At 61.4% G+C, this 24,557-nt stretch carries 24 protein-coding genes and 1 pseudogene; 19 read left to right on the forward strand and 6 right to left on the reverse strand.

From position 1 onward, the window contains the following. The first annotated feature begins 2 nt into the window (after positions 1-2). The 10 genes from P7644_RS06460 (at position 3) to P7644_RS06505 (ending at position 8,564) form a co-directional block, all read left to right on the forward strand. The gene (locus P7644_RS06460) at positions 3-347 is read left to right on the forward strand and encodes a copper-binding protein (RefSeq protein WP_404302324.1); all 345 of its coding nucleotides are present in this window, start codon (positions 3-5) and stop codon (positions 345-347) included. Between the two features lie 89 nt (positions 348-436). Next, positions 437-910 (forward strand): hypothetical protein, encoded by a 474-nt coding sequence (locus P7644_RS06465; RefSeq protein WP_404302326.1) that lies wholly within the window; start codon positions 437-439, stop codon positions 908-910. Between the two features lie 25 nt (positions 911-935). After that, positions 936-1,211, forward strand: a complete 276-nt coding sequence (locus P7644_RS06470) for a DUF2933 domain-containing protein (RefSeq protein ID WP_066691667.1) — start codon at positions 936-938, stop codon at positions 1,209-1,211. Beyond that, positions 1,208-1,876, forward strand: a complete 669-nt coding sequence (locus P7644_RS06475) for a methyltransferase family protein (RefSeq protein ID WP_404302327.1) — start codon at positions 1,208-1,210, stop codon at positions 1,874-1,876. The genes P7644_RS06470 and P7644_RS06475 overlap by 4 nt, the downstream gene beginning before the upstream one ends. A 50-nt stretch (positions 1,877-1,926) precedes the next feature. Beyond that, positions 1,927-2,220: a heavy-metal-associated domain-containing protein gene (locus tag P7644_RS06480; RefSeq protein ID WP_404302328.1), complete on the forward strand. Its 294-nt coding sequence runs from the start codon at positions 1,927-1,929 to the stop codon at positions 2,218-2,220. An 83-nt stretch (positions 2,221-2,303) separates the two neighbouring features. Further along, positions 2,304-2,555, forward strand: coding sequence for a DUF2933 domain-containing protein (locus P7644_RS06485; RefSeq protein WP_287923412.1), 252 nt, complete (start codon positions 2,304-2,306; stop codon positions 2,553-2,555). A gap of 3 nt (positions 2,556-2,558) precedes the next feature. After that, complete coding sequence (locus P7644_RS06490; RefSeq protein ID WP_305335783.1) at positions 2,559-4,892, forward strand: heavy metal translocating P-type ATPase; 2,334 nt, start codon at positions 2,559-2,561, stop codon at positions 4,890-4,892. Positions 4,893-4,912: 20 nt separating this feature from the next. Then, positions 4,913-6,751, forward strand: a complete 1,839-nt coding sequence (locus tag P7644_RS06495) for a DUF3141 domain-containing protein (RefSeq protein ID WP_404302330.1) — start codon at positions 4,913-4,915, stop codon at positions 6,749-6,751. Between the two features lie 126 nt (positions 6,752-6,877). Then, the gene (tnpA, locus tag P7644_RS06500; protein WP_404302332.1) at positions 6,878-7,309 is read left to right on the forward strand and encodes an IS200/IS605 family transposase; all 432 of its coding nucleotides are present in this window, start codon (positions 6,878-6,880) and stop codon (positions 7,307-7,309) included. A gap of 208 nt (positions 7,310-7,517) precedes the next feature. Continuing rightward, positions 7,518-8,564, forward strand: coding sequence for a cytochrome D1 domain-containing protein (locus P7644_RS06505; RefSeq protein WP_404302333.1), 1,047 nt, complete (start codon positions 7,518-7,520; stop codon positions 8,562-8,564). 171 nt (positions 8,565-8,735) lie between these two features. Here the strand turns inward: P7644_RS06505 and P7644_RS06510 are convergent. Next, positions 8,736-8,825, reverse strand: a pseudogene (locus P7644_RS06510) (chromate resistance protein); the annotation flags it as partial. A gap of 178 nt (positions 8,826-9,003) precedes the next feature. Here P7644_RS06510 and P7644_RS06515 point away from each other — a divergent pair. From P7644_RS06515 to P7644_RS06555, 9 genes are all read left to right on the forward strand, one after another. Further along, positions 9,004-9,141 carry a hypothetical protein gene (locus tag P7644_RS06515; RefSeq protein ID WP_198847142.1) on the forward strand — a complete coding sequence of 46 codons (138 nt, stop codon included), beginning with the start codon at positions 9,004-9,006 and terminating at the stop codon, positions 9,139-9,141. After that, positions 9,138-10,418 (forward strand): DUF4010 domain-containing protein, encoded by a 1,281-nt coding sequence (locus P7644_RS06520; protein WP_341238778.1) that lies wholly within the window; start codon positions 9,138-9,140, stop codon positions 10,416-10,418. The genes P7644_RS06515 and P7644_RS06520 overlap by 4 nt, the downstream gene beginning before the upstream one ends. Positions 10,419-10,473: 55 nt before the next feature. After that, complete coding sequence (locus P7644_RS06525; protein ID WP_404302336.1) at positions 10,474-10,722, forward strand: DUF2789 domain-containing protein; 249 nt, start codon at positions 10,474-10,476, stop codon at positions 10,720-10,722. A 146-nt stretch (positions 10,723-10,868) separates the two neighbouring features. After that, positions 10,869-11,993, forward strand: coding sequence for a TolC family protein (locus tag P7644_RS06530; RefSeq protein ID WP_404302337.1), 1,125 nt, complete (start codon positions 10,869-10,871; stop codon positions 11,991-11,993). After that, complete coding sequence (locus P7644_RS06535; protein WP_404302339.1) at positions 11,990-13,594, forward strand: efflux RND transporter periplasmic adaptor subunit; 1,605 nt, start codon at positions 11,990-11,992, stop codon at positions 13,592-13,594. Before P7644_RS06530 ends, P7644_RS06535 begins: the two co-directional genes overlap by 4 nt. A gap of 15 nt (positions 13,595-13,609) precedes the next feature. Next, positions 13,610-16,783, forward strand: a complete 3,174-nt coding sequence (locus P7644_RS06540; protein WP_404302340.1) for an efflux RND transporter permease subunit — start codon at positions 13,610-13,612, stop codon at positions 16,781-16,783. Positions 16,784-16,786: 3 nt separating this feature from the next. Continuing rightward, positions 16,787-16,963 carry a hypothetical protein gene (locus tag P7644_RS06545; protein WP_404302342.1) on the forward strand — a complete coding sequence of 59 codons (177 nt, stop codon included), beginning with the start codon at positions 16,787-16,789 and terminating at the stop codon, positions 16,961-16,963. A 6-nt stretch (positions 16,964-16,969) separates the two neighbouring features. Beyond that, complete coding sequence (locus P7644_RS06550) at positions 16,970-17,173, forward strand: biotin/lipoyl-containing protein (protein WP_404302344.1); 204 nt, start codon at positions 16,970-16,972, stop codon at positions 17,171-17,173. A gap of 159 nt (positions 17,174-17,332) precedes the next feature. Next, positions 17,333-17,674, forward strand: a complete 342-nt coding sequence (locus tag P7644_RS06555; protein ID WP_404302346.1) for a hypothetical protein — start codon at positions 17,333-17,335, stop codon at positions 17,672-17,674. A 5-nt stretch (positions 17,675-17,679) separates the two neighbouring features. Here P7644_RS06555 and P7644_RS06560 read toward each other — a convergent pair whose 3' ends face one another. From P7644_RS06560 to traN, 5 genes are read right to left on the reverse strand one after another with little or no spacing between them, the layout of a single operon-like run. After that, on the reverse strand, positions 17,680-20,451 hold the full coding sequence (locus P7644_RS06560) for a conjugal transfer protein TraG N-terminal domain-containing protein (RefSeq protein ID WP_404302348.1): 2,772 nt from the start codon (positions 20,449-20,451) through the stop codon (positions 17,680-17,682). 21 nt (positions 20,452-20,472) lie between these two features. After that, complete coding sequence (locus P7644_RS06565) at positions 20,473-21,921, reverse strand: conjugal transfer protein TraH (protein WP_404302350.1); 1,449 nt, start codon at positions 21,919-21,921, stop codon at positions 20,473-20,475. 9 nt (positions 21,922-21,930) lie between these two features. Beyond that, positions 21,931-22,806, reverse strand: a complete 876-nt coding sequence (gene traF / locus P7644_RS06570; RefSeq protein WP_404302352.1) for a conjugal transfer protein TraF — start codon at positions 22,804-22,806, stop codon at positions 21,931-21,933. Between the two features lie 10 nt (positions 22,807-22,816). Further along, positions 22,817-23,218: a hypothetical protein gene (locus tag P7644_RS06575; protein WP_404302353.1), complete on the reverse strand. Its 402-nt coding sequence runs from the start codon at positions 23,216-23,218 to the stop codon at positions 22,817-22,819. Continuing rightward, complete coding sequence (gene traN / locus P7644_RS06580; protein ID WP_404302355.1) at positions 23,215-24,555, reverse strand: conjugal transfer protein TraN; 1,341 nt, start codon at positions 24,553-24,555, stop codon at positions 23,215-23,217. The genes P7644_RS06575 and traN overlap by 4 nt, the downstream gene beginning before the upstream one ends. Between the last annotated feature and the right edge of the window lie 2 nt (positions 24,556-24,557).

Raw genomic sequence — 24,557 nt, forward strand, 5'->3', positions numbered from 1 at the left:
TCATGAACACCATCAAAAACATTCTTGCTATCTCCGCGCTTGCCATGGGCACATTAACGCCCATGGGCAGCTTCGCCCAGACCATGATGGATCACGGCAAGATGGATATGTCCCAAGCATCGGCATCCATGACCGACGGCGAAATCAAGAAGGTCGATCAGTCCACTGGCAAGGTCACCATCAAGCACGGAGAAATCAAGCACATGGACATGCCCGGCATGACCATGGTGTTCACCGCAAAAGACAAGAGTCTGCTGGGCAAAGTGAAGCCCGGCGACAAGGTCAAGTTCATGGTCGTCAACGAGGGCGGGAAGATGGTTGTCACTGACATTCATCCCGCTCAGTAAGAACGCGCTGCTTGGGCGTGCTGTGTCGTCGCGGACGTCTGGGTTGAATGCTGAATGCGACGGTTTTTCACCGCAAGAAGGAGAACACTATGTCAAAAATTCGCCATACCCTGGTTGGTATCTGTATCGCTTCGGCCTCGCTGAGCTTGATGGCGCAAACCGCCGATGAGCACAAGGCCCATCACCCTGCAGGAAGCACATTGCCTGCGTCTACCCAAATGAAGGCGGCCGCGAAGCCAACGGGTGCGGGGCAGATGGCTGGAATGGCCAAGATGGACGAGCACATGAAAGCCATGCAAGCGATGCACGAAAAGATGATGGCGGCCAAAACGCCGGAAGAGCGGCAGGCGCTCATGGACGAGCACATGAAGCTGATGCAGGACGGTATGGGAATGATGCAGCAGATGGGCGCAGGCATGCAGGGCATGGGTGGCATGCAAGGTGGCAAGGGCATGCCCACCAACATGGCCGAGCGCCATCAGATGATGGAAAAGCGCATGCAAATGATGGAGTCCATGATGCAGATGATGCTGGACCGCCTGCCTGCCACGCCGACCAAGTAACGCACCCACCTGATTGCGAGTCACCATGAGCCATCAACACGACGGACACGAGTCGCCCCCCAGTTTCTGGAGTTCTCGATACGCCATCGGCTACGTGGCGATTGGTGCCGTGGCGGCGTATTTTTTGTTGACAGAACACCTCGCGCATGTCGTCGGGGCGCTACCTTTTCTCCTGCTCCTCGCCTGCCCGCTGATGCATGTTTTCATGCACGGCAGCCACGGTGGGCATGGTCACCATGGCCAGAGCAAGCCTGATGTGTCGAAGACTGCCGAATCGCGCAAAGAAGGAGATCCCCAGTGAACCACACCGAATCTGCTTATGGCCTGTGGTCGTTGGTCATCATCAATTCAGCGATCTTCATCATGTTTGCGTTCAGCTTTTTCAAGCCTGCAACGGCCCGTGACTGGAGGACGTTTGGCGCATTCGCAGCCTTCATAGTTGCCTTGTTCGTAGAGATGTATGGCTTCCCGCTGACGATTTATCTGATGTCGGGTTGGCTGCAAACCAAGTTCCCAAATTTGGATCTGCTATCACACACCTCGGGTCACTTGTGGTCTACCCTCTTGGGCGAAAAGGGCGACCCGCATTTCGGCGTACTGCACATCGCCAGCTACGTTTTTCTGGGCTTTGGTTTCTACCTGTTGTCCACAGCGTGGAATGTGCTGTACCACGCTCAGCGTCGCCAGTCGCTCGCCACAGCAGGCCCCTACGAGCGCATTCGACATCCGCAGTACGTGGCTTTCGTATTGATCTTGCTGGGTTTCCTGCTGCAATGGCCCACGTTGCTGACCTTGGTCATGTTCCCTGTCTTGCTCCTGATGTACGGGCGTCTCGCCATCACCGAAGAGAACGAAATGCGCAAACAGTTCGGTGCTGAGTACGACAGCTACGCACAGCGAACACCCCGGTTTATTCCTCGCATTGGCAAAGCCCAGTCGACCACTGACTCGGTATCAAAAAGATGATCTGGATTTCTTCCCGGCGGTACACGTTTCATTTTTTAGGAGTTTGAAATATGAGCACGATTGATCTGCAAGTCGAGGGTATGAGCTGTGGCTCTTGTGTGAATCACGTCACGCAGGCATTGCAGCCGCTGCCGGGGGTCCGCGGGGTGGAGGTCGATCTCCCGTCTGGCCGCGTCCGGGTGAGCGGGGAACTGGCGCAGGGCAGCGCTCCTTTGTTGATGGCCTTGACGGATGCGGGCTACCCCGCGAAGCTGGCCGCAGACGCGTCCATTCCCGCTGCGACTTCGCAGACTAAAGCTTCGGGCTGCCACGGCGGCGGCACGGGCGGCTGCGGCTGCCGCTAAGGGGCACGGCATTTGATTCCGGATTGACCGGCCGGGTGACTCCGCGTCCCGTACTTTTTTGGCAACTCTGAAGGAGCAACGCCATGGATCAGCCTGACAACGACTCCCATGCGCCATCGTTCTGGCGCCGCCCAGCCGGCATGGCGCTGGCAACGGCTGCCGTGATCGCTGGTTTTTATCTGCTGCGAGAGCACTGGGGCCATGTTCTGGGTTATTGGCCCTACCTGCTGCTCCTCGCCTGTCCGCTAATGCACCTGATGCACGGCCACGGCGGCCATGGTGGGCACGGCAACCATGCGCAGCCGCAACGGCGCACCAACAACAACAAGGAATAAGCAATGGACATGCATGCACACCACCATCACGGCAGTCACCCCCCTGCCGAGCCAGCCTCGCCAAAGGATCTAAAGGATCCGGTGTGCGGCATGACCGTTACGGAGCAGTCTGAACACAAATTGACGCACGAAGGGCGGCCCTACTATTTCTGTAGCGCCAAGTGCCAAGGCAAGTTCGCAGCGAACCCACTGCAATACCTTGTATCTACTGCACCCGAGGACACCGCGCCAGAGCCGGCCGGCACCATCTACACCTGCCCTATGCACCCCGAGGTGCGGCAGGATCATCCTGGAATCTGTCCCAAGTGCGGCATGACATTGGAGCCAATCATTCCTCTGGACGAGGAAGACAACCATGAGTTAAAGGATTTTCAGCATCGCTTCTGGTGGACACTGCCATTCACAGTCATCGTTACTGTTCTTGCAATGTTCGGCCATCGTCTCGGGTGGTTTGACATGAACGTTCAAACCTGGGTCGAACTGGCGCTGTCCTTACCCGTCGTGTTGTGGACGGGTTGGCCCTTCTTCGTACGCGGTTGGCAGTCTCTTGTCCATCGCAGCCCCAACATGTGGACATTGATTGGCCTGGGTACTGGCGCGGCCTTTCTCTACAGCCTCGTGGCTACCGTGGCGCCGGGCGTGTTCCCAGATTCATTCATTTCCATGGGTCGCGTGGCTGTTTACTATGAGGCGGCAGTGGTCATCATCTCGCTGACCATGCTGGGCCAGATCATCGAGTTGAAGGCCCGTTCGCAAACTTCTGCGGCGATCAAGGCGCTGCTCGGTTTGGCACCCAAGACCGCTCGCCGCATCAATGCGGATGGCAGCGAAGAGGACGTGCCGCTGAACCATGTTCACGTCGGGGATCTGCTGCGCATTCGTCCCGGCGAGAAAGTGCCGGTCGACGGCGTTGTGACCGAAGGCAGCAGTGCGGTCGATGAATCCATGCTTACTGGCGAGCCTGTGCCGGTGACCAAACGGCTTGGTGACAATGTGATTGGCGCCACGATGAACACCAGTGGCGCCTTGGTGATGCGCTCCGAAAAAGTCGGTGCGGCCACCATGCTGTCGCAGATTGTTCAGATGGTGGCCAATGCCCAGCGCTCGAAGGCGCCCATGCAGCGCATGGCGGATGTGGTGGCAGGCAAATTTGTGGTCGTGGTGGTGCTCATCGCCATTGCCACCTTCTTTGTCTGGGGTTGGTTCGGTCCGGAACCTAGCTGGGTGTTTGGCTTGATCAACGCAGTGGCCGTGCTGATCATCGCTTGCCCCTGTGCGCTGGGGCTGGCCACGCCGATGTCGGTGATGGTGGCCACAGGGCGTGCCGCGACACAGGGGGTGCTGTTCCGCGATGCTGGCGCCATCGAGAAAATGCGCGAGGTGGACACGCTGATAGTGGACAAGACAGGAACTTTGACCGAAGGTAAGCCCGCTTTCGACACCGCAGTTGCCGCACCCGGCTATACAGCGGACGAAGTACTGCGCCTTGCGGCCAGTTTGGACCAAGGCAGCGAGCATCCTTTGGCAGAGGCCATCGTCAGCGCAGCACGCGCCAAGGGCCTGGAACTGATCAAGCCGCTAGATTTCGAATCCGGCAGCGGCATTGGCGTGCGCGGCATCGTCGATGGGAAGCATCTGGTGCTGGGCAACACCGCATTGATGCAGCAGGAGGGCGTGGCCACTGATGCGCTCAAGGTAGATGGCGAGCGTCTGCGCAGTGAAGGCGCCAGCGTGATGCATCTGGCCGTGGACAGACAACTGGCTGGCATCCTGGCCGTGACCGATCCCATCAAGGCCACCACCTTGGAAGCCATTAAGACTTTGCACGCCAGCGGTTTGCGCATCGTGATGGCAACTGGCGATGGTCTGACCACCGCCAAGGCCGTGAGTGCAAAACTGGGCATCGACGAGGTGCATGGCGAAGTCAAGCCCGCAGACAAGCTGGCGCTCGTGGAACGGCTCCAGAAAGAGGGCCACATTGTCGCCATGGCCGGCGATGGCATCAACGATGCGCCTGCGTTGGCAAAGGCCGATGTCGGCGTGGCCATGGGCACGGGGACCGATGTGGCCATGAACAGCGGCCAGATCACGCTGGTCAAAGGCGATTTGCGCGGCATCACCGCCGCACGCGACATCTCTATCGACACCGTCCGAAACATGCGCCAGAACCTCCTGTTCGCATTCGTTTACAACGGCATTGGGGTGCCGATTGCGGCAGGCGTGCTGTACCCATTCACTGGGTGGTTGTTGTCCCCGCTGATCGCGGCGCTGGCCATGAGTCTGAGCTCGGCCTCGGTGATTTTCAATGCTCTGCGTTTACGGCGCGGAAAAAAATGACCCCGTAGTTCGGAGGAATGATGAAAATCCCCACGTCACCACAAAAGCCTCGGACCTCTCAACGCACCACGGCGGTGGGTAAGGAAGCAGCGGTGCAATGGACGCACCGCCACGCAAAGGATCTACCACCGACCGTCTTGGATCATTCCGAGGAGTTGTTGAAGCCTGCGCCACAGGATGCGTCTAGTGGCATGAAAAGAGCAGCTGAAGCACCTTCGGCGCAGGACTATTTCGATTACCAGCGCGACTTCTTCGAACGCACCGTTCTGTTCTGGGACACGCTTCGCCAGCGCGCGAACAACATGCTGGAGCACGAGCGAGCCGGATTGCCGCCGCTTCTGGACTTCAAGTATGAAACGCTGTTGGACGCGCGCAGCTTCGAACGGTCCGTCAACTATGCACTGCTGCGCATCACGGAAATCGACGGGCATTGCTGGGACGACTGCGTCGACTCTGACAAACCGCCAGTCATCATCGTCGATCCACGCGCTGGCCATGGCCCCGGCATTGGCGGCTTCAAGCGCGACTCCGAAGTCGGGATGGCCATGCGCGAAGGCCATCCGGTTTATTTCGTGATTTTCTTTCCAGAGCCGGCTCTGGGGCAGACCCTGGCAGACGTGTTGCATGTGCTGCGGCGTTTCGCCGAAGAGGTCGCACTACGCCATCCTGGCAATCCTCCTGTGCTCTATGGCAACTGCCAGGCCGGGTGGGCGTTGACGTTGCTGTCCGCAGACTGCGCCGGTCTGGTCGGACCGGTGGTGCTCAATGGCTCGCCTTTGTCTTATTGGGCTGGCGAGTCCGGTGTTAATCCGATGCGTCTTTCCGGAGGGCTCCTTGGCGGCAGCTGGTTGGCGCATCTGACGGCCGACCTGGGCAATGGCCGCTTCGACGGGGCCTGGCTAGCGCAGAATTTCGAGAACCTCAAGCCCGAAAAGGCCGTTTGGGAGAAGTATGCCCAACTCTTCACCAACGTTGACAGTGAGCAGGCGCGCTTTCTGGAGTTCGAACGCTGGTGGAACGGTTTTTATTTCCTGAGCCGAGAAGAGATCCTCGCGATCGTTGAAAACCTGTTCATCGGCAACCAGCTTGAACAGGGCCTTTTCCAGATTTGCCAGGGTTGCACTGCTGACCTGAGGCGGATCAGGAATCCAATCGTCATCTTTGCATCCTACGGCGACAACATCGCGCCACCGCATCAGGCGCTTGGATGGATCCCCGCTGTCTATAGCGACACCGAGGATCTCAAGCGGGCAGGGCAGCGGATCGTCTACCTCACCAACCCGCATGTGGGCCATCTCGGCATTTTTGTCTCCGCAGGAGTGGCACGTCTGGAGCACCGGGCCATCCTGGAGAGCCTGGCTGACATTGAAGCGCTGGCCCCGGGTCTTTATGAAATGAAAATAGACAACCCGTCGGGTGACCCGGACTGCCATAAGCCTTCCTTCAGCATCCGCTACGAACCCCGTGAGGTGGAAGACCTGAAAACGGATTACCCGCAGGAAGCTTTTGAGCGGGTGAAACAGGTCTCGACATTCAACGAGGCGCTTTACCGGGCATTCGTCAGTCCCTGGGCGCAAGCGCTGTCCACGCCGGGGACAGCCGAAGTGCTCAAGTGGCTCCATCCAATGCGCAGCAGCAGGTATTTGTTTTCAGAAGCATTTAATCCGTGGATGAAATGGGTCAGTATGATGGCCGACCCCCTCGCCAGGAGCCGACAACCGCTTGCGCAGCATCACCCATTGATTGAGCGTGAGCGTGAAGCTGCGGGACAAGTTACTCATGCATTGGGACGACTTCGCGAAGGCCGCGACGCTGCGATCGAGCAAGCGTTTCGTTTGATGTTTCAACACCCTGGCTAGTTTTTATTAGGAACAGGAAAACCCCCGGCTCTGCCGGGGAGGCAGTAGAAGTTTGACTTTTCAGGGGTTGCCCATCGCAGAGACTTCCAAACGTGAGCCGCCAAGCACACGAAAGGAAGAATCAGGATGGACAAGTATGAGAGTTTGAATCACACGGCATGGGACTGTAAATATCACGTGGTCTTCATACCGAAATGTCGAAGAGGGGCGCTGTACTACCAACTACGCCAGCACCTTGGAGAGGTGTTTCGCAAGCTGGCATCGCAGAAGGAGAGTAGGGTAGAGGAAGGACACTTGATGCCCGACCATGTGCACATGATGCTGTCGATACCGCCGAAATACGCGGTATCGCAGGTGGTGGGGTTCATCAAAGGCAAGAGTGCGATCCACCTTGCAAGGGTCTACGGGGAGCGTAAGCGCAACTTTGTAGGTCAGCATTTCTGGGCGAGGGGCTACTTCGTATCGACGGTAGGGCGAGACGAAGCGGTCATACGGCAATATATCCGTAACCAGGAGAAGGAAGACGAACGCCTGGATCAACTGGGCCTGTGGAGATGAACGGCCGCCAGTAGGCGGCACCAACCCGAGGGGCCGCGTTAGCGACCCCGTTCAGCCGCTTTGAGCTGCTCACATAACGAAAGCCCCCGGCTTTGCCGGGGGATGGTTACTCGTCCTGGACATGATGGAAAAAACGGTGACGGTAATACCGGACGTTCAAAGCGGACATAGCCCTGTTCTAGGGGCCATTTCTCAACAAGGATTGATCATGATGATTGGAAGATGCAACTGGCTTTCGGCAGCGGTCCAGATCGGCCTGCTGGCTTGGTCTGGAACCACTTTGGCCGCCGACCAGGTATATGTGGCCAATGAAGGCGCTGACACGGTCAGCGTCCTCGATGCGGTATCGTTGAAAACGCTGACGAACGTGCGCGTCGGCAAGATGCCTCACAACGTGCAAGTGTCGCCCGACGGCAAGCTCGCATGGTTGACCAATAACGGCGAGCCTGACCAGGCAGCCGACGCTTCTGCGCACAAGGGCATGGCCCAAGGCGACCACGATGCGATGGGAAAACCGGGCGCGATCTGGGCCATCGACACCGCGACCAACACGGTCGTCGCCAAGGTGCCGGTGGGTTTGCACCCGGCCCATGTGGTGGTTTCACCAGACGGTCGCCTGGCCTATGTCACCAATGGGGGTGACAACACGGTCACTGTGATCGACACAGCAGCGCGGAGCCACGTGGCGACGATTCCGGTTGGTCAGTTTCCCCATGGTCTTCGGTTCAGCCCGGATGGCAAGGAGGTCTACGTCGCCAATCTCAAGGGTGGCACGGTATCGGTCATCGACACCGCCAGCCAGAAGGAGGTTGCGCAGGTGCCGACCGGCAAAGGTCCGGCCCAGACTGGCTTCACGCTGGACGGCCGCTTGGCCTTTGCCTCGTTGTCCGGCGAAAACGCCATTGCCGTGATCGACCCAGCAACGCGCAAGGTGATTCGCAAGGTTGCGGTAGGAACGGTGCCGATCCAGTTGTACGCCACACCTGACTCGCGCACGCTCCTGGTGGCCAACCAGGGTACGCGCAAGATGCCGGGCAAGACCGTCAGCATGATTGACCTGGAGACTTTCAAGGTCGTCAAGACAGTCGTAACTGGCGCTGGTGCTCATGGCGTGGTCGTTGATCGTGAAGGGCGGTACGCCTATGTGACGAACATCTACGCCAATTCGGTTTCCGTGCTTGACGTGAAAGATCGCAAGGTAACGAAGACCGTTCCTGTCGGTAAGGCACCCAACGGCATCAGCGTAACGCCTTGAGTGGGGCCCGTCGCCTACACCCGTCCGGTACGGTACCGTACACAAAAATGTAGAACAAGCCAGCGCCAGCCTTGCCGTATGTCCAAATGACGCGCACGCGCCCGACGCACACCATCAGCACAAGCACTGACAGCCTCGGGCAAGAACCTCTTCCCGCGTGGCGTGTTAACGCTAAGCCGCCATGTCTGGAGGCCAGTCGTGCGTTTCCGGCTGGCATGACTTGCACCACGCATAGAGCGCGTCGTACATCACCATGCCATGGCCAATATGCAAGGCCCCATGAATCGCCTGACAGAAATGTAATTTTTGAAACATCTTCCCGTTAGCCTTGAGCTCGCAAAATGCATGACGTGCATTCACACAAGATAGGCGGATGCGAATGCGAAGTACAACAACCTGAATTTTAGTGGCCGAGGGTGCGATGCTGCGTGAGGAACTAATGCTGAACGTGGATTGGACCGAAGCGGTGGTGCTGTTCAATGTCGACTCGCGTTATACCTGTGGTGCGGTCGTGATTCCTGGCATGCGCAAGATCGTTCATCCGGCTAAGCAGGCCATCAACACAGAGCACCGATGAACGGCTACGAACTACCACCGGGCGCCGCGGGCTTGGTTGCCGCGCTTGCTGTCGGTCTGGTGATTGGCTTGGAACGCGGCTGGCGCGACCGCGAATTGCCGGAGGGTGGGCGTGTTGCGGGCCTGCGCACCTTTGCGCTGACCGGACTGCTCGGCGGTGTGCTTGGACATCTGGAGCCAGATTTCGGTCCCTGGCCTTTACTGGGTGCGCTGCTTGGACTCGCCCTGCTGCTGACGGTGTCCTACGCCCGTAATTCCAAACTGTCAGGCAACCTGAGCGCCACTACCCCGGTGGCGATGCTACTTACTTTGGTCCTGGGTGCTTTTGCGGCACACGGCAACATCACCTTGGCGTTGTCGGCAGCGGTGATTGGGGCCGTGCTGCTGGACCTCAAGCCGACCTTGCACGGTTGGCTGCGCTTGATTGATCACCGCGAGTTGACGGCATCGCTGCAACTGCTGGTGTTGTCCATGGTCATCCTGCCCTACCTGCCCAATACGGGCCTCGGGCCCTATGCCGCGCTCAATCCGTACCAGCTGTGGTGGGCAGTCATCCTGATTGCGGGCCTGTCGCTAACGGGCCACTTTGCCATGCGCATCACCGGCGCGCAAAGGGGTGTGCTGTGGACTGGGATTCTGGGTGGGCTGGCTTCTTCCACGGCCACCACGTTGGCTTTGGCTCGTTACGCACGCGCGCAGCCTTCGCTGGCCGGCGCGGCGGCAGCTGGCACGTTGGCCTCCTGTGGTGTCATGTTTTTTCGCATGGTCGTTCTGCTGGGCGTCATCCAGCCGACGTTGTTGCCCACCTTCGGCAGCGCCCTAGTGGTCACTGGCGTGGTGCTGCTGTGTATGGCGCTATGGGGGTGGCGCAAGTTGAACCGCACTGCAGTGGGAGAGGGCGCTGTCGGCGCGATGGCGCCATTCGACCTTGGCACCGCGCTCGGTTTTGGTGTGCTGCTCGCTGTCATGAGCGTCCTGGTGCCAGCGGCAAAGCAATGGCTGGACACCAGCGGCCTCTATGTGCTGTCGGCGGTTTCTGGCCTTGCGGACGTGGACGCGATCTTGATCTCGCTCGCTCGGCTGCATGGTGCCGGTGGATTGTCCACGGGCGCCACCGTCACGGCGCTCGGTCTCGCGACGTTGGCAAACATGGTGGCTAAGGTCGGCATCGCCTGGACGACAGGTGGTGCGCAGGTCGGTAAATCGGTTGTTTTTGGCTACCTCGGCGCGATGGCGTCCGGAGCTGCCGTATTGGCGCTGAGCGTGACGCTTTCGTGAGCGTCCACCGGCCACGTCTTCAGAATTTTGTGTTTAAACAATAGGGATCACCGCTATGGAAAAGTCATTTCATCGCTTCTCTGAACTGTTTGCCCAGCTCGGCTTGCGCATGGACGCGGCAGGCATTGGGGAGTTCTTGGAGGTCCACGCTCCACTGCCGGCCGATGTGCTGCTGGCCGATGCGCCATTCTGGACACCATCTCAGGCGACTCTGTTGCGCGAAGAACTTCTGGAAGACGCGGACTGGGCCGAAGTAATTGACCGGTTGAATGCCGCCTTGCGTGCGCCAAGGGGGAGGTCATGATGGCTATTAGGAATCGCCTGTCGTTGGGGGTGGTAATGGTGTCTCTCGCGCTGAGCTCGATGGTTCACGCGCAGGAGGTCAAGCTGGGGTCGAGTGTTGAAGGGCTGTTGCAGACAGCGAGGGAAAACAGTCCCGAATTCGCAAGCATGCAGTTCGAAGCCGATGCAGCTGCCGAGCGTGTCGTACCCGCGGGGGCCTTGCCGGATCCAAAGTTCAGCATGGAACTTCGTGACATTACCCGGATGGGCGAGCGCAACCCGACGCTGCTGCCCGGGCGTGTGGGCAGCACGCGATACCTGCTCACACAGGAATTGCCGTGGTTTGGGAAACGGGGCCTCAAGCGTGAATCGGCCCAATTGCAGGCCGAAGCGGCCCGAGGGCGAGTGGCTGGCACCTGGAGTGAACTAGCGACCAAGATCAAGACGACATACGCCCAACTCTACTATCTGGACCAGAACGAGCGGCTGACCAGGGAGATCCTGGACCTGATGACTCGCCTGGAAAAAGTCGCTCAAGTGCGTTACGCCAGTGGCCTGGCAGCGCAGCAGGATGTAATTCGTGCGCAGCTAGAGCAGACCGCCATGCGCAGCGAGTTGATTGGCCTCGAAGCAGAGCGCCGACAATTGCAGGGCAAGTTGAACGCGCTCGTAGGGAGGCCTTCGGTTGAGATGCTGGCCACGCCGGAACGAATTCGTACGATCCCGGCGCCCGAGAGCATGCGCTTTGATGTGCTGGAGCAGCGCGCGCGGGCCAGCAACCCGCTGCTGAGAACCGAGGAGTCACAGATCCGGGCGGCAGAAAAAAGCCGCGAACTCGCCCACAAGAACCGCTATCCGGACTTCTCAGTGGGGGTGTCACCCATTCAGTACGGGAAATCGATTCGCGAATGGGAATTGATGGTCGAGGTCACCATTCCCTTGCAGCAGGACACCCGGCGCGCACAGGAGCAGGAAGCACAGGCCATGCTGGATGCCGCCCGCTCGCGCCGCGAAGCGGCCACCAACCAGGTACTGGCGGATCTGTATGAAAACTTGGCGGGCCTGGATGCGGCTCGCCGTACGCTGGCGTTGACCACGGACAGCCTGCTACCCCAGTCGGAGCTGACGTTCCGGTCGGCTTTGGCAGGCTACGAATCGGGCAAGGTGGATTTCGCCACCCTGCTGGATGCACAGAGACAGATACGACAAGCCAAACTCAATCAAGTCAAAGCAGGAGTTGCAGCCCAGATGCGTCTGGCGGACATCGAGCGCATCGTGGGAGAAGATCTATGACAACAACTATCAAGGTGGGCGCGCTCGTGCTGGCCGCCACGGCACTGGCTGCGGGAGGCGGCTATTGGTACGGGCAACGCCAGTCCGCTGCACATGGATCAGTGCAGGCGACATCGACTGTTGCTTCGGCAAACGATAAGAAGGAGCGCAAGGTTCTCTATTACCGCAATCCGATGGGCTTGCCCGATACGTCCCCCACGCCCAAGAAGGACCCGATGGGGATGGATTACATCCCCGTCTACGAGGGCGATCAGGAACCGGAAGCCGGAAGCGCCAACCAGATCAAGATCAGCACCGACAAGGTTCAGAAGCTCGGGGTGCGCGTTGAGGCTGTCAGCCTGCGCAACCTGGACAAGATGGTGCGCGCGGCAGGCCGCATCGAACCCGACGAGCGCCTGACCTACGCCATCACCCCCAAGTTCGAGGGCTACGTCGAACGCTTGCATGTCAACGCCACCGGCCAGGCCGTGGGCAAGGGCCAGCCGTTGTTCGAGGTCTACAGCCCGGAGCTGGTGTCGGCGCAACGCGAGTACGCGATTGCCGCGCAAGGTGTGGATGCCTTGAAGGGCGCCAGCGAGGAAACGCAAAAGAGCATGCGCGAACTCGCCGAATCGAGCCTTTCTCGCCTGCGCAACTGGGACATTTCGGACGAGCAGGTCAAGGCATTGACCCCATCGGGAGCGGCACGCCGTACGCTGACATTTCGTTCGCCGGTGGCGGGCGTCGTGACCGAAAAGAAGGCGCTGCAAGGCATGCGCTTCATGCCGGGTGAAACGCTCTACCAGGTCACCAATTTGTCATCGGTGTGGGTGATTGCCGATGTGTTCGAGCAGGACATCGCCCTGGTCAAGCCGGGTGCCATGGCCACGGTGCGCATCAACGCCTACCCCGACAAGGTGTTCACCGGCCCGGTCACCTACGTCTATCCGACCCTCACGGCCGAAACACGCACCGTGCCCGTGCGCGTCGAACTCACCAATACAGGCGGTCTGCTCAAGCCGGGCATGTTCACCCAGGTGGAGCTGTCTGCGGCACCCAAGGGCGCCGTGCTGACGGTGCCGACGTCGGCGGTTATCGACAGCGGAAGGCGCCAGATCGTTCTGGTACAGGTCAAGGAGGGTCGTTTTGAGCCGCGTGAGGTCAAGGTCGGCGCCCGCAGCGAGGATCGCATCCAGATTCTGGAGGGGGTGCAGGACGGTGAGCTGGTGGTGGTGGCGGCCAACTTCCTGATCGACGCGGAAAGCAATCTCAAGGCGGCCATCGGAGGGTTCGCGTCGGCAGAACAAGGCAAAGGGGCCACCCAGGATAGTTCCGCCAAGCCGCAGGGCGCTGGGGGGGGCGGCCACCAGGCCGAAGGCACGGTGGAAGACGTCGATACGAAATCCAGCATGGTGACGCTGGCGCATGGCCCGGTGCCCAGCCTCAAATGGCCGGCCATGTCGATGGAGTTCAAGGTTGCGAACAGCGATTTGCTCAAGCAGCTCAAGCCTGGCGCAGCGGTGGCGTTCGAGTTCGTCGAGCGCGGGCAAGGCGAATGGGTAATCACCGCCGCCCGGCCCCAGGGCAAAGCCCCGGCCAATCCCCACGCCGGTCACAACTGATTTTCGGGAAACAATATGCTTGCGAAGATCATCGACTGGTCCGGGAGAAACCGTTTCCTGGTACTGCTGGCGACCCTGTTTGTTATTGTTGGCGGTATCTATGCTGTGCTCAAAACACCGCTGGATGCGTTGCCGGACCTGTCGGACGTTCAGGTCATCGTCTACACCGAGTATCCGGGCCAGGCCCCGCAGGTGGTCGAGGATCAGGTCACGTATCCGTTGACCACCTCCATGCTGTCGGTTCCCAAGTCCAAGGTGGTGCGGGGCTTCTCCTTCTTTGGCGCCTCGTTCGTCTACATCATCTTCGAGGATGGCACTGACATCTACTGGGCACGCTCACGCGTGCTCGAATACCTCAACTTCGCAGCGGGGCGCATGCCCAAGGGTGTGACACCGCAGATCGGCCCGGATGCGACTGGTGTGGGCTGGGTGTACCAATATGCGCTCTTGGCCAAAGATATGACCCTGGCCGAATTGCGTAGCTTGCAGGACTGGTACCTGCGCTACCAGTTGACCAAGGCCCATGGCGTGGCCGAAGTGGCGTCGATGGGCGGGTTTGTGCAGACCTACCAGATCACCGTCGATCCGGTGAAACTGCGGGCTTACGGCATTCCCTTGGCCAAGGTCTCCCAGGTGGTGCGCGACTCGAACCGCGACGTCGGCGGGCGCGTGGTGGAGATGGCCGAAACCGAGTACATGGTGCGTGGCAAGGGCTATCTGCGCGGGGTGGCCGACATCGAGAGCCTGGTCGTCAAGGCGGAAAAAGGCACACCGGTGCTGATCCGTGACATTGCCCGTGTTGAACTGGTACCGGACGAGCGCCGTGGCGTGACCGAGCTCAATGGCGAGGGCGAGGTGGTCTCCGGCATCGCGGTGGCCCGCTACGGCCAGAACGCGCTGGAGGTGATTCACAACCTCAAGGAAAAGATCGCCGAGGTCTCGGCGGGCCTCCCGCCGGGCGTCAGCATCGAGGCGGTGTACGACCGATCCGACCTGATTCACCGGGCCATCGATACGCTCAAGCGTACCTTGCTGGAAGAGAGCCTGATCGTTGCCCTGGTCTGCATGGTCTTTTTGATGCACGTTCGCTCGGCCCTCGTGGCTATCTTGATGTTGCCCGTGGGTGTGCTGATCTCGTTCATCGCCATGCGCCTGCTGGGCATGAATTCCAACCTGATGAGCCTTGGCGGCATCGCCATCGCCATTGGGGCGATGGTGGATGCGGCCATCGTCATGATCGAGAACGCGCACAAGCACTTGGAACGTCTCCCGCCCGAGCACAGCAAGACCGATCGCGTGGAGGCGATGATCGCCGCCTGCAAGGAGGTGGGGCCTGCGCTGTTTTTCTCGCTGCTCATCATTACCGTGTCCTTTCTGCCGGTATTCACACTGGAATCACAGGAAGGGCGCATGTTCTCGCCGCTGGCCTATACCAAGACCTTTGCGATGGCCGGGGCCGCGCTGCTGTCCGTGACGCTGGTGCCCGTGCTGATGATGCTGTTCATCCGGGGAAAAATCATGCCCGAATCCAGGAACCCGGTGAACCGGTTCCTGATCTGGGTCTACCGCCCCATCATCGCCACCGTGATGCGCTGGAAGAAGCTGACCGTCGCTGCTGCGCTCCTGGTGCTGGGCATTTCGTTCTATCCCGCCAGCCAGCTCGGCTCTGAATTCATGCCTACGCTCAACGAAGGCTCGTTGCTGTATATGCCCGCCTCGCTGCCAGGCATGTCGATTACGAAGGCGGCCGAGCTGATGCAGACGCAGAACAAAATCATCAAGAGCTTCCCGGAGGTGGTATCGGTCTATGGCAAGGCTGGGCGCGCCAACACCGCCACCGACCCGGCGCCGACCGAGATGTTCGAGACCGTCATCAACCTCAAGCCCGAGTCCGAATGGCGCCCCGGCATGACGACCGACAAGCTCATCGCGGAACTGGACAAGGCATTGCAATTCCCCGGCGTGTCCAACGCCTGGACCATGCCCATCAAGGCGCGCATCGACATGCTGTCCACCGGCATTCGCACGCCCATTGGCATCAAGGTCTACGGCAATGACCTGACCGAAATGGAACGCCTGGCGCGCGAGATTGAAACAGTGGTCAAGCAGGTGCCGGGAACGACCTCGGCTTTCGCTGAGCGCCTCACGGGGGGCTCTTACCTCAACATCGAGCCCGACCGAGTGCAACTTGCGCGCTACGGGCTGGCGGTCGGAGACTTGCTGGAAGTCATTGGTACTGCACTGGGCGGAGAAATGGTGACCACGACGGTCGAAGGCCGCGAGCGCTTTGGCGTCACGGTGCGCTACCCGCGCGAGCTGCGCACCGACCCGCAGCAGATCGCCCGCGAAGTGCTCGTGCCCACCATGGACGGCGCGATGGTGCCGCTGGGGCAGGTGGCCCGGGTCGAAGTGGCAAAGGGTGCGCCGGGCATCCGCACTGAAAATGCGCTTCTGTCTGCTTACATCTTCGTGGACATCCGTGAGCGTGACATCGGCAGCTATGTGGCAGACGCGCGCAAAGCCGTGAACGAACAGGTAAAGTTTCCGCCGGGCTACTACGCGACCTGGAGTGGCCAGTTTGAGTCGATGGAACGTGCGGTGCAAAAGATGAAGGTGGTCATTCCCGTCACCTTGCTCATCATCTTTCTGCTGCTGTACCTGAACTTCAAGCGCCTGACGGAAACCCTGATCGTCATGCTGTCGGTGCCGTTTGCCTTGGTCGGAGGGGTCTGGCTCATGTGGTTGATGGGCTACAACATGTCTGTGGCCGTCGCGGTGGGCTTCATCGCCTTGGCGGGGGTGGCCGCTGAGACCGGGGTGATCATGTTGATCTATTTAGACCATGCCTGGGAGGAAATTCAGGCAAAACGCCGCGCTGAAAACAAAGAGCCTGGCGTTGCGGATCTTTATGAAGCCATCATGGAGGGTGCGGTTGAGCGGGTGCGTCCCAAGATGATGACGGTGGTCGCCATCATGGCTGGCTTGCTTCCCATCCTGTGGGGAACTGGCACAGGCTCGGAAGTCATGAGTCGTATCGCTGCACCGATGGTTGGAGGGATGATTTCCTCGACCGTGCTGACGCTGGCAGTAATTCCCGCTATTTATGGCTTGGTCAAGCAGTTTGAACTTCGAAGACAGCGCGCTTCGGGAGTGGATTCGCAATCCATCCGACCCACTCTGGTGCCATGATGCATGAACGATGGTCGCTTCCTTGATGTGCATCACCGCCTTGTCTCCGTGCTGCCCATGCCAACCTTCTTCTATGGCATGAAACCGGGCGACGAGGTGGCGCTGGAGATCGAGGCGGGCAAGACCTTGCTGGTGAGCCTGCAGACCGTCCATGTGGACGAGTGTGTGGCAAAGGTGTAGTTCGAGATGAACGGCCAGTCGCGTATGACCAGCGTGGCCAAGGCCGGCGCGGCCACGGCGGCACAGCGCGAAACTGCGGAACCCGGCAACCCGCTGCATGTAGGTGCACCTATGCCCGGGGCCATCGTGACCGGGGCGGTGACTGCAGGTCAGCAGGTGAAGGCGGGAGCCACGCTGTTGTCGCTGGAGGCCATGAGGATGAAGACCTGAACGGATTGCACTTATCGAAACCGGTTTGGTGTTCAAGCTACCGGGACCACCTCTTGCGAAAGGTTGGAGGAGAACGCTGTCGATTCAACGATAGGGACGCTGCTCTAAGTTACTTGACTCGGAGAGAAATCTTGATAGGGTTTTACCAAGTAGGGCCGTATGCGAAAAACCATCTTCCTCTTCTTCCTGCTGCTGGGCATCGGTCTTGGCTACCTGCCCGCGCGCCATGACGACTGGGGCCTGAAGATCGTCATGATGGCCGTGGGCGCGCTGTTCGGCGGCGCGATCGGGGGCGGCCTGTCGCAGATTGGAAAGCCGCGAGCACAAGACAAGGTTCGCCACTGGCGGACTGAGGAAGAGATCGAGCCGATTCCAGGTGGAGGAGGTTCGGGCCGTGATCTAGCTGTGAACTTCTGGCGTGATGAAGGGTATCAGCCATTCACGAAGCCGCCTCGTCCGGAGCATGGAACCCGTATGTTCGACGCGGACAAGAACATCTGACGGGGCTATTTCTTCAAGGCATCCCTGACCGCTTGCTTCGCGTCGTCGATGAACGGCGCTGCATCCTCCTTCACCTGCTTGCCCGATTGCAGCAGCAAGGAGCGTTCGGATGCCAATGTGCCATCGGGGGTTTTCGTGATTTGCGCCTTGCGATCGAACGCCCCCTGATCGGCGGATGTGGTCGCACGGATGCGCTCGCCTTCCTCGCGGATCGCGCTGCGCATGGGCGACGGCGCTCCAGCCGATGGAGCGGAAGTTGAGGTACCACCGAATCGACGTACCTCACCCTGATTTGAGTGGTGACGCTCCGTGAGGTCAGGTCTCAATGCGGGATCCCCGGAGTTCCGCAGATGCTGGGCCTGAAGTTCGCCGAACGCCGTGGGCACAGCGGCCCCATCCGAGAACACCTGTTGAGGCCGCAGGGATTGCCTCGCCAACTCCGCTTCCATCAACACGCGAGCGGAAGCGCTGCTGCCACCATACTGTTCCGCGTAGCGGGTGAACATGGCGAGGTTGTGGGGATCCTGGGCAATGTCGATCGAGATGGTCTCGCCGCGCTCATAGGCCGTTGAGACACGTTCCGCGAAGGCGCTTCTTTCCGAGAGGCTGGCGTCAGCGCGTTCGGTGCGGGAAGTCGTCGACGCCAACCGCGATGTAAGGTCCTGTGCTTCGCGTGCGTCGCTGGCGATCACGCTCATGAAGCTCTTGTCTCTGGATGCTCGGTCTCCGAACTGTTTGAAATCAGTGATCTGTTCACTTGACATCGAGGCGAGCGCCTTTTGTTCGGCTGCGGTGAGGTTCGAGCTGTAGTTCTTTTCGGCGATGGCATTGCCGCCGAGCCCGGCGATGGGAGTGCTGAGGCCCAGATGCCCGGAAGCTCCTATGGCAATGCGTGCTACCTGTGCCTGCGTAAGTCCTGTCGAGTCCGCCACGCTCTTGCTGATCTGATCCAGCCGGTTGAGCGTCTCGCCGAACTGCTCGAAGCTGCTCGACGTGGAGCCGGTGCTGCTGCGCGACGAGCGCAGCTTGGCGACGCCCTTGGTAAAGGCCTCCGCCAGCACGGACGACCGTTCGCTGCTGGCCGCGACCGCCTCGCTGCGCGCGGCATCCACTTGCCGGCTCGCATCCTGCACGTCCTGCTCGGACACGCGCATCGACACGACGCGCGAGGCGTAGCCCTGGTTGCGCAGCAGGCTCACCGCCGTCCTGCCTGTGAGTGCGTTGGATGAGAAGGTGTTGCCGCTCAGATCATGCTGCCAACTGCCCATGAAGGCCGAGGTGCGGTTTGGCGCGAGCTGCATCTGATCCATGGAGACATTGCCCAGCGACGTGTTCCCCACGGTGGATGCCGAGGTTGTGCCCGACAGCATGGCCTGCAGTCCCGACAGCCCACCCACCAGTGCCGTGCCAAAGTTCTCCATGCGCTTGAGCGCGGCCCAGGCGATGAACGGAATGCTGATGGCCAGATAGCCCACGATGGCCTCGCCCGACAGCGCTCGGGAGTAGATGACCGAGGCCGTCTGCAGGGCCAGGGCCTTTGCGCCAGTTCCGAGATCGGCAGCAGCCGCCAGGTCGTACGCCGCATAGATCGAGGCCATGTAGTTCAGGATCGCGTAGAGCGGCGGCCACAGCTGGATCCAGATCAGGATGGCCGCATAGCCCTTGAAGGCCAGCATGGTCTCGCGGCCGCTGGTCAGCAAGAGCAGGAGTACGAACAACGGGAAGAGGGCGTAGGTCACCGCTTCGATCACATTGCGGAACACCGGCAGCGCCTGCTCGGCGACCTTGCCGTAGTTGAGCCACGAGGCGTTCATTTGGGCCACGGCCTGGGCCCTCCCCACCGCCAGCACCATGGCAGCTGGATCGTTGACCTTCTGCCCCACGATCTTGCCCGTGTCCTCGAGGGCGTTGAGCATGGCGTTCTGGCGGATGATGTCCGCGGCGGTGGCCGAGGCATTGGCGATGCCGTTCTTCAGGTAGGCCTGCTGGATCTGGCCCGCGATGGCAGCGGCGGCCGCCGTGCCTGGCAACGTCGGGTTGAGCTGGAAGGAGAGCCGTCCCTGGATGCGCTGCAGCTGTGCCGGCAGCCGGCCGTTCAGGCTCAGGTACACATTGGGGCAGGTGTCCACGCCCACGGCGCCGCCCGCGCCCGTCAATGTGCTGAAACGCGCCGGATTCGGCGAGGCCATCAACGGCCAGACGTCATCGGAGGCGGAGAAGGTCGCCGGATCGAGCGTGCCGTCGACCAGGTCGTAGGTCGTGCAGTTGTGGATGAAGTTCACCAGGTCCGTGCGGAAGGCCGGATCCTGGAACACCACAGTGCCGGTCTCGCGCACGAGCCGGTTGCCGAACATCAGCCCGTTCTGCTGATAGGACAGCTCGGCCGGCATGGCTCCAGCGCCCGGGATCACCTGGAAGGCCGTTTCGAACATCCCCGTGAGTGTGTGCCCGATGGTGCTGGTCAAGCTACCCAGCAGCGCCACGCCGAACGGCACATTGTCCACGACCTTGACCGCGGAGCCGCCGGTCTTGTCGACCACGCCCACCGTCACCTTGGGCACGATCAGGATGCCGAAGACGAGCACCACCGAGGCCAGCCACTTCCAGCCCTGGAGTTTCTCTGGCGCAAAGGCATAGGCGATCAGCGCCGCCACAAAGCCGCAGAATGCCACTGCCGCGACGGCCGAGGCATAGTCATTGGAGGCATGGATGGCCGCGGCCGCGTTGAACACGCCGAACAGGCTGTCGGCGTTCTGGTAAGCGTAGATCTCCCACATGGCTGTGCCGCTTCATCGGTGTCAGCGCGACAGGTAGGCCGCCTGCTGGCCCAGCATGTCCATGACGTGCTGAGGCATGCTGGAGCGCAACTGCCGCTCCAACTGCTCGAGGTGGCTGGCCACGGCCCTGTACGAGCCGACCTTCTGGTATAGCAGGTTCTTCTCCTGCGAGATCTGCAGCAGCATGGCCTGCGCGCGCTGCCGCACCTGGTTGGCCTGGTCGCGCTGGGTCTGCTGCAGCGTGTAGTCCTTGGCGAGGGCCGCCATGCCCAGGCGCAGGTTACGCTCCAGGAACACGTAGGCGTAGTCCGCCGCGATCACGTCGCGGTACTGGCCGATCAGGCTGTCGGCCAGGCCCGAGCCCGGGATGCTGGTGCCGACCGAGAGCATCTTGTAGACGGGCTCGGTGGTCTGATTCACGAAACCGACCTCGGCCGAATTATTGGGAATCGGCGTGCGCGTGGCGATCTTTTCCGCGATCGAACGCATCATCGTCTCCACCTTCGCCGTGAAGGGGACGTGGCTGTAGTTGGTATTGAGCGAGACCACGTCGCAGTTCGTGTAGTCGTTGCAGCGCAGCAGGTGCTGGACGACATTGGTGCCGGAGCCGGCGGCCTGACCGTAGAGCAACTGGCTGATGGAGGTGAGCGTCGGGGCGATGGGCTCCGGATCGCGCTTCGACTCCTCGGGGTAGTAGATGATGGTGCCGACCATGCTCATGATCAGCTCGCGTTCGGCATCGTCCAGGTAGGCGCCGGTGTACTGCAGCGCTCTCCAGGTCAGGTTGCCGACGAAGGGGGCCTTGTTGCGCACATTGGCATCTCCCGACGAGCGCGCCGACGACAGGATGCTGGGCCGGTCGGTGCCGCAGCGCTTGCGCGCCGAGTCCCGGTCGCTCTCCAGCCCCATGTCGATCGCGAGATCGGCGCAGGTCTCCTGCGAGCTGTAGCCCACGGCCTCCGCCGCCGTACTGACGATGGCTTTCGCGGTTTCGCAGGAGTTGATGCGGGCGTTGTTGATCCAGGTCTCCAGGCCCTTGGCCCACTTGGTCAGTCCGCCGAGCAGCGGCGAGACGGCATCCAATGCCAACTGGAAAGCGATGCCGGGCAGCGCCGCCGTGATGTTGCGTAGCATGTTCTTGAACTCCTGCGCGGAGATGTGCGAGAAGCTGCCCCCGAACACGTCGATCCCGCCGCAGCCTGCTTTCGCGCTCGGGAACTGGATGGCCGCGAGCTGGTAGACCTTGTTTGGCGAGCGCATCATCAGACTGCCGCCGGTGTAGGTGTTGTAGGTCTGGCCGCGGAACGCGCCGGGTGCGGTGTAGTTCCCGATGGCCCCCAGGTTGTTGAACATGTCATTGACCTCGCTGTTGAGATCGGCGCGGCTGGGCATCGCAGCGCACAGCAGCGACAGGGCGACTGCTGTGGCGACCGCCTTGCGCGCAGGAAGAGTGCGGGAGCGGATGGACATGGAAACTTCCTATGGAAGCGCCAGGCGCCGGGCAGCGCCGGGCAGCATGGCTTCGCCCGCGGGTGAAGCCACCGTGGCAATGCGCTCCAGCAGTTGCGACTCGGACAGCACACCAAAGCCGATCGGGGTGATCTTTCCGGTGAAGGGCTGGGCCAGGAACACGGCTGGTACCTGGGTCACCTTCAGCGCGGTGGCGATGCCGTTGTCGGGGCGCGCCTTGGGGAAGCCCGGCATCGGGCCTCCGTCCACGCTCACGGCCACCACCTGGATACCGTGGCGTGCCTCGAAAGCCTGCAGGGTCGGCGCGAAGGCGTGGCAATACGGACAGTCCGAACGGTAGAAGAAGAACAGCACATGGTCGCGGCCCAGCGATTCAACGGAGGTGGAGCGGCCTGCGCGCTGCTGCTGGTCGAAGACCTCCAGGGCTTGCGCATTGACCGGGCGGCCCTGCAGCGTTGGATCGAGCTCCGGCGTGGCCCAGGCCACACGCTGCGCCACGTCGGCGAAGTAGGAGGCGCGGTTCACCACCTGCATCTCCAGCTCCATGTAGCGCCGCACGTTGCGCTCGGTCGGCCGCATGATCGCGATGTTGCGCAGGTCTTCCAGGGTCTTCTGCAGGCGCTCGAACTCCACCAGCGCGGGTGGCCGCGACGGCGCGGTGGGCAGGGGCGGGATGGCCGGCGCGGGCCGGGCGGTGGGTGCGGGCTCCTCCGAGGGTGGATCCTCGTAGAAGTGCCAACCGCGCCAGCCGTCGTACCAGTAGGGGCGCTGGGAGTCACCCAAGGGCGCGGGCGGAACAACGCCCTGGGCGGAGGCCATGCCAATCACCATGGCGGTCACGGAGACCGCCGCGGCTGCCAGAAGCGAAGGGCGACGCGCGCGCATGGTCATCCCCTCAGAGCAGCGACTTGGGCGGCAGGCCCGTGGCGCAGTAGTTGATGCCGAACTCGATCGTCTGCTTGCGCGGCGCCTTGGCATCCGGGAGGCGGACACCCTCCTGCCAGAAGAGCACCTTCAGCCGGCTGCAGCCCGGCGCGCGGTAGCGCTGCTCGGTGGTGACGTCGATGTAGATCGGCGACGTGGCCTCGAAGCGCTTCGTGATGGCATCCGCGCTGTCACCTGTCAAAACGCCATGAGCCGTACCGTCCGCGGATCGCAGCGCAGCCAGCATGACGGGCCGCGCGCCGGGCACCGGGGTGCGGGACGGCTCGGCCTGAATCGGAGACCAGGGGCCGAAAAGCACCGTTCCGGCCAGGCAGACGGCGGTGGAGCGCGCAAAAGCGGCTATTCCAGTCATTGGCACCTTCCTTCCCCAAAGTAACAGTTGCTGGCCCGATTGGCGGCGCCGCCCTGGATGGCAGCGGCGTCAGGCAGCTTTGGAACGATCGAGGCATAGAACTCGGTGAGGTCCATGCGTGCGAAATCCAGCGCCTGGAGCTGGGCTATGCTGAAACCCGAGCAGTCTGGGGAGCGCGCCGAGCCCCAGCCCTTGACGACCTGCAGGCGGCCTTGTTCGTTGATGATCCGGGCCAGCACCGAGTTGAAGCAGCACTTGCCTGTCGTGTACTCGATGCAGGCCACGCACTTGCCCAGCACCCGGATGCAGGAGGAGCAGTAGGTGCCGACCGTGCGGCACAGCTTGGCGCCTTCCTTCAGGGCGAGCTTTCCTTCCTCTTCATTGCAAGACGTCAGCGACATCGCCACATAGAAGACCGCCAAGATCGCAAGGCTCCAGGGATCGAAGGCGATCACCACGCTCTCACCGGAATAGAGGACGGCGGAGCCGGCAGGCAGGGCGGTGCCGTTGATCGCGACGGTAACGCCATAGCTTGTGAAACTCCCGCTGAAGCCGCCTGCCATGAGCATGGCCTGCAGGCCCTGGTACAGGAACTGGCGGTTGCCGGCGTTCATCAGCACGTCGTAGACCAGCCGCGTGCCAACACCGAACATGCTCTGGTTGGTCATGCCGCGGCCTGCGGCGTCGGACATGCAGCAGTTCTTGAGCAGGCGGTCGCGGCAGCTGTTGACCTCGCCCTTGAACACCTGCAGGGTGTCTGTGTCGAGGTAGACGCCGGCCTCGCGCCCGGCTTCGAGGAAGGACATGGCGCGAGCGAAGTCGGCGTCGTTCGTGTACGCGGTGCTGAAGCAGTTGCCGGCGAGACAGAATACGTTGGCCGGGCAGTTGCCGTTGTCCTGGCATCCGCTGTAGTAGCTGGCGAGGTTCTCCAGCATGGTGGCGGGATTGTTCGCGACGTATCGTGCTCCTTGTACTGTCGGGTTGTCGGGCGAGACAAGCTCCCGCGGGGTGTTGGCCGAGGCCCGAGCACCCAGCAGCGCCTGGCACACAGGGTCGTTGGGCGTGAGCGCGCAGGTGGTGAATTGCGCGCTGGTCTGGCCCGAGAGATTGGGCCGGCCGTAGTAGAGGCGCTCGGGCGGTGCCGTGGTGTAGCCCGGCACCACGGACGAAGCGCTGGGCGCCGTGATTGTTCCCCGGATCACCGGGTTGGCCGAGTGCCCTGCGGCTGTGCCTTCCTCATGCGGACCGGCCACGGCCGCCGTTTGCGTGGCGAGGAAGCTGACCAGCGCGAAGCCGATGACGATCCGGCGCAGCAGCAGGGCAAGAGCGGTAGGCATGC

It is taken from the genome of Alicycliphilus denitrificans (assembly GCF_044792555.1).
Classification (GTDB): Bacteria; Pseudomonadota; Gammaproteobacteria; order Burkholderiales; family Burkholderiaceae_C; genus Alicycliphilus; species Alicycliphilus denitrificans_A.

Coding starts and splice junctions, on each gene's coding strand:
- P7644_RS06460 (WP_404302324.1), top strand. CDS start 3: ATGAACACCATCAAAAACATTCTTGCTATCTCCGCGCTTGCCATGGGC.
- P7644_RS06465 (WP_404302326.1), top strand. CDS start 437: ATGTCAAAAATTCGCCATACCCTGGTTGGTATCTGTATCGCTTCGGCC.
- P7644_RS06470 (WP_066691667.1), top strand. CDS start 936: ATGAGCCATCAACACGACGGACACGAGTCGCCCCCCAGTTTCTGGAGT.
- P7644_RS06480 (WP_404302328.1), top strand. CDS start 1,927: ATGAGCACGATTGATCTGCAAGTCGAGGGTATGAGCTGTGGCTCTTGT.
- P7644_RS06485 (WP_287923412.1), top strand. CDS start 2,304: ATGGATCAGCCTGACAACGACTCCCATGCGCCATCGTTCTGGCGCCGC.
- P7644_RS06490 (WP_305335783.1), top strand. CDS start 2,559: ATGGACATGCATGCACACCACCATCACGGCAGTCACCCCCCTGCCGAG.
- P7644_RS06495 (WP_404302330.1), top strand. CDS start 4,913: ATGAAAATCCCCACGTCACCACAAAAGCCTCGGACCTCTCAACGCACC.
- tnpA (WP_404302332.1), top strand. CDS start 6,878: ATGGACAAGTATGAGAGTTTGAATCACACGGCATGGGACTGTAAATAT.
- P7644_RS06505 (WP_404302333.1), top strand. CDS start 7,518: ATGATGATTGGAAGATGCAACTGGCTTTCGGCAGCGGTCCAGATCGGC.
- P7644_RS06515 (WP_198847142.1), top strand. CDS start 9,004: ATGCTGAACGTGGATTGGACCGAAGCGGTGGTGCTGTTCAATGTCGAC.
- P7644_RS06520 (WP_341238778.1), top strand. CDS start 9,138: ATGAACGGCTACGAACTACCACCGGGCGCCGCGGGCTTGGTTGCCGCG.
- P7644_RS06525 (WP_404302336.1), top strand. CDS start 10,474: ATGGAAAAGTCATTTCATCGCTTCTCTGAACTGTTTGCCCAGCTCGGC.
- P7644_RS06530 (WP_404302337.1), top strand. CDS start 10,869: ATGCAGTTCGAAGCCGATGCAGCTGCCGAGCGTGTCGTACCCGCGGGG.
- P7644_RS06535 (WP_404302339.1), top strand. CDS start 11,990: ATGACAACAACTATCAAGGTGGGCGCGCTCGTGCTGGCCGCCACGGCA.
- P7644_RS06540 (WP_404302340.1), top strand. CDS start 13,610: ATGCTTGCGAAGATCATCGACTGGTCCGGGAGAAACCGTTTCCTGGTA.
- P7644_RS06545 (WP_404302342.1), top strand. CDS start 16,787: ATGAACGATGGTCGCTTCCTTGATGTGCATCACCGCCTTGTCTCCGTG.
- P7644_RS06550 (WP_404302344.1), top strand. CDS start 16,970: ATGAACGGCCAGTCGCGTATGACCAGCGTGGCCAAGGCCGGCGCGGCC.
- P7644_RS06555 (WP_404302346.1), top strand. CDS start 17,333: ATGCGAAAAACCATCTTCCTCTTCTTCCTGCTGCTGGGCATCGGTCTT.
- P7644_RS06560 (WP_404302348.1), bottom strand. CDS start 20,451: ATGTGGGAGATCTACGCTTACCAGAACGCCGACAGCCTGTTCGGCGTG.
- P7644_RS06565 (WP_404302350.1), bottom strand. CDS start 21,921: ATGTCCATCCGCTCCCGCACTCTTCCTGCGCGCAAGGCGGTCGCCACA.
- traF (WP_404302352.1), bottom strand. CDS start 22,806: ATGCGCGCGCGTCGCCCTTCGCTTCTGGCAGCCGCGGCGGTCTCCGTG.
- P7644_RS06575 (WP_404302353.1), bottom strand. CDS start 23,218: ATGACTGGAATAGCCGCTTTTGCGCGCTCCACCGCCGTCTGCCTGGCC.
- traN (WP_404302355.1), bottom strand. CDS start 24,555: ATGCCTACCGCTCTTGCCCTGCTGCTGCGCCGGATCGTCATCGGCTTC.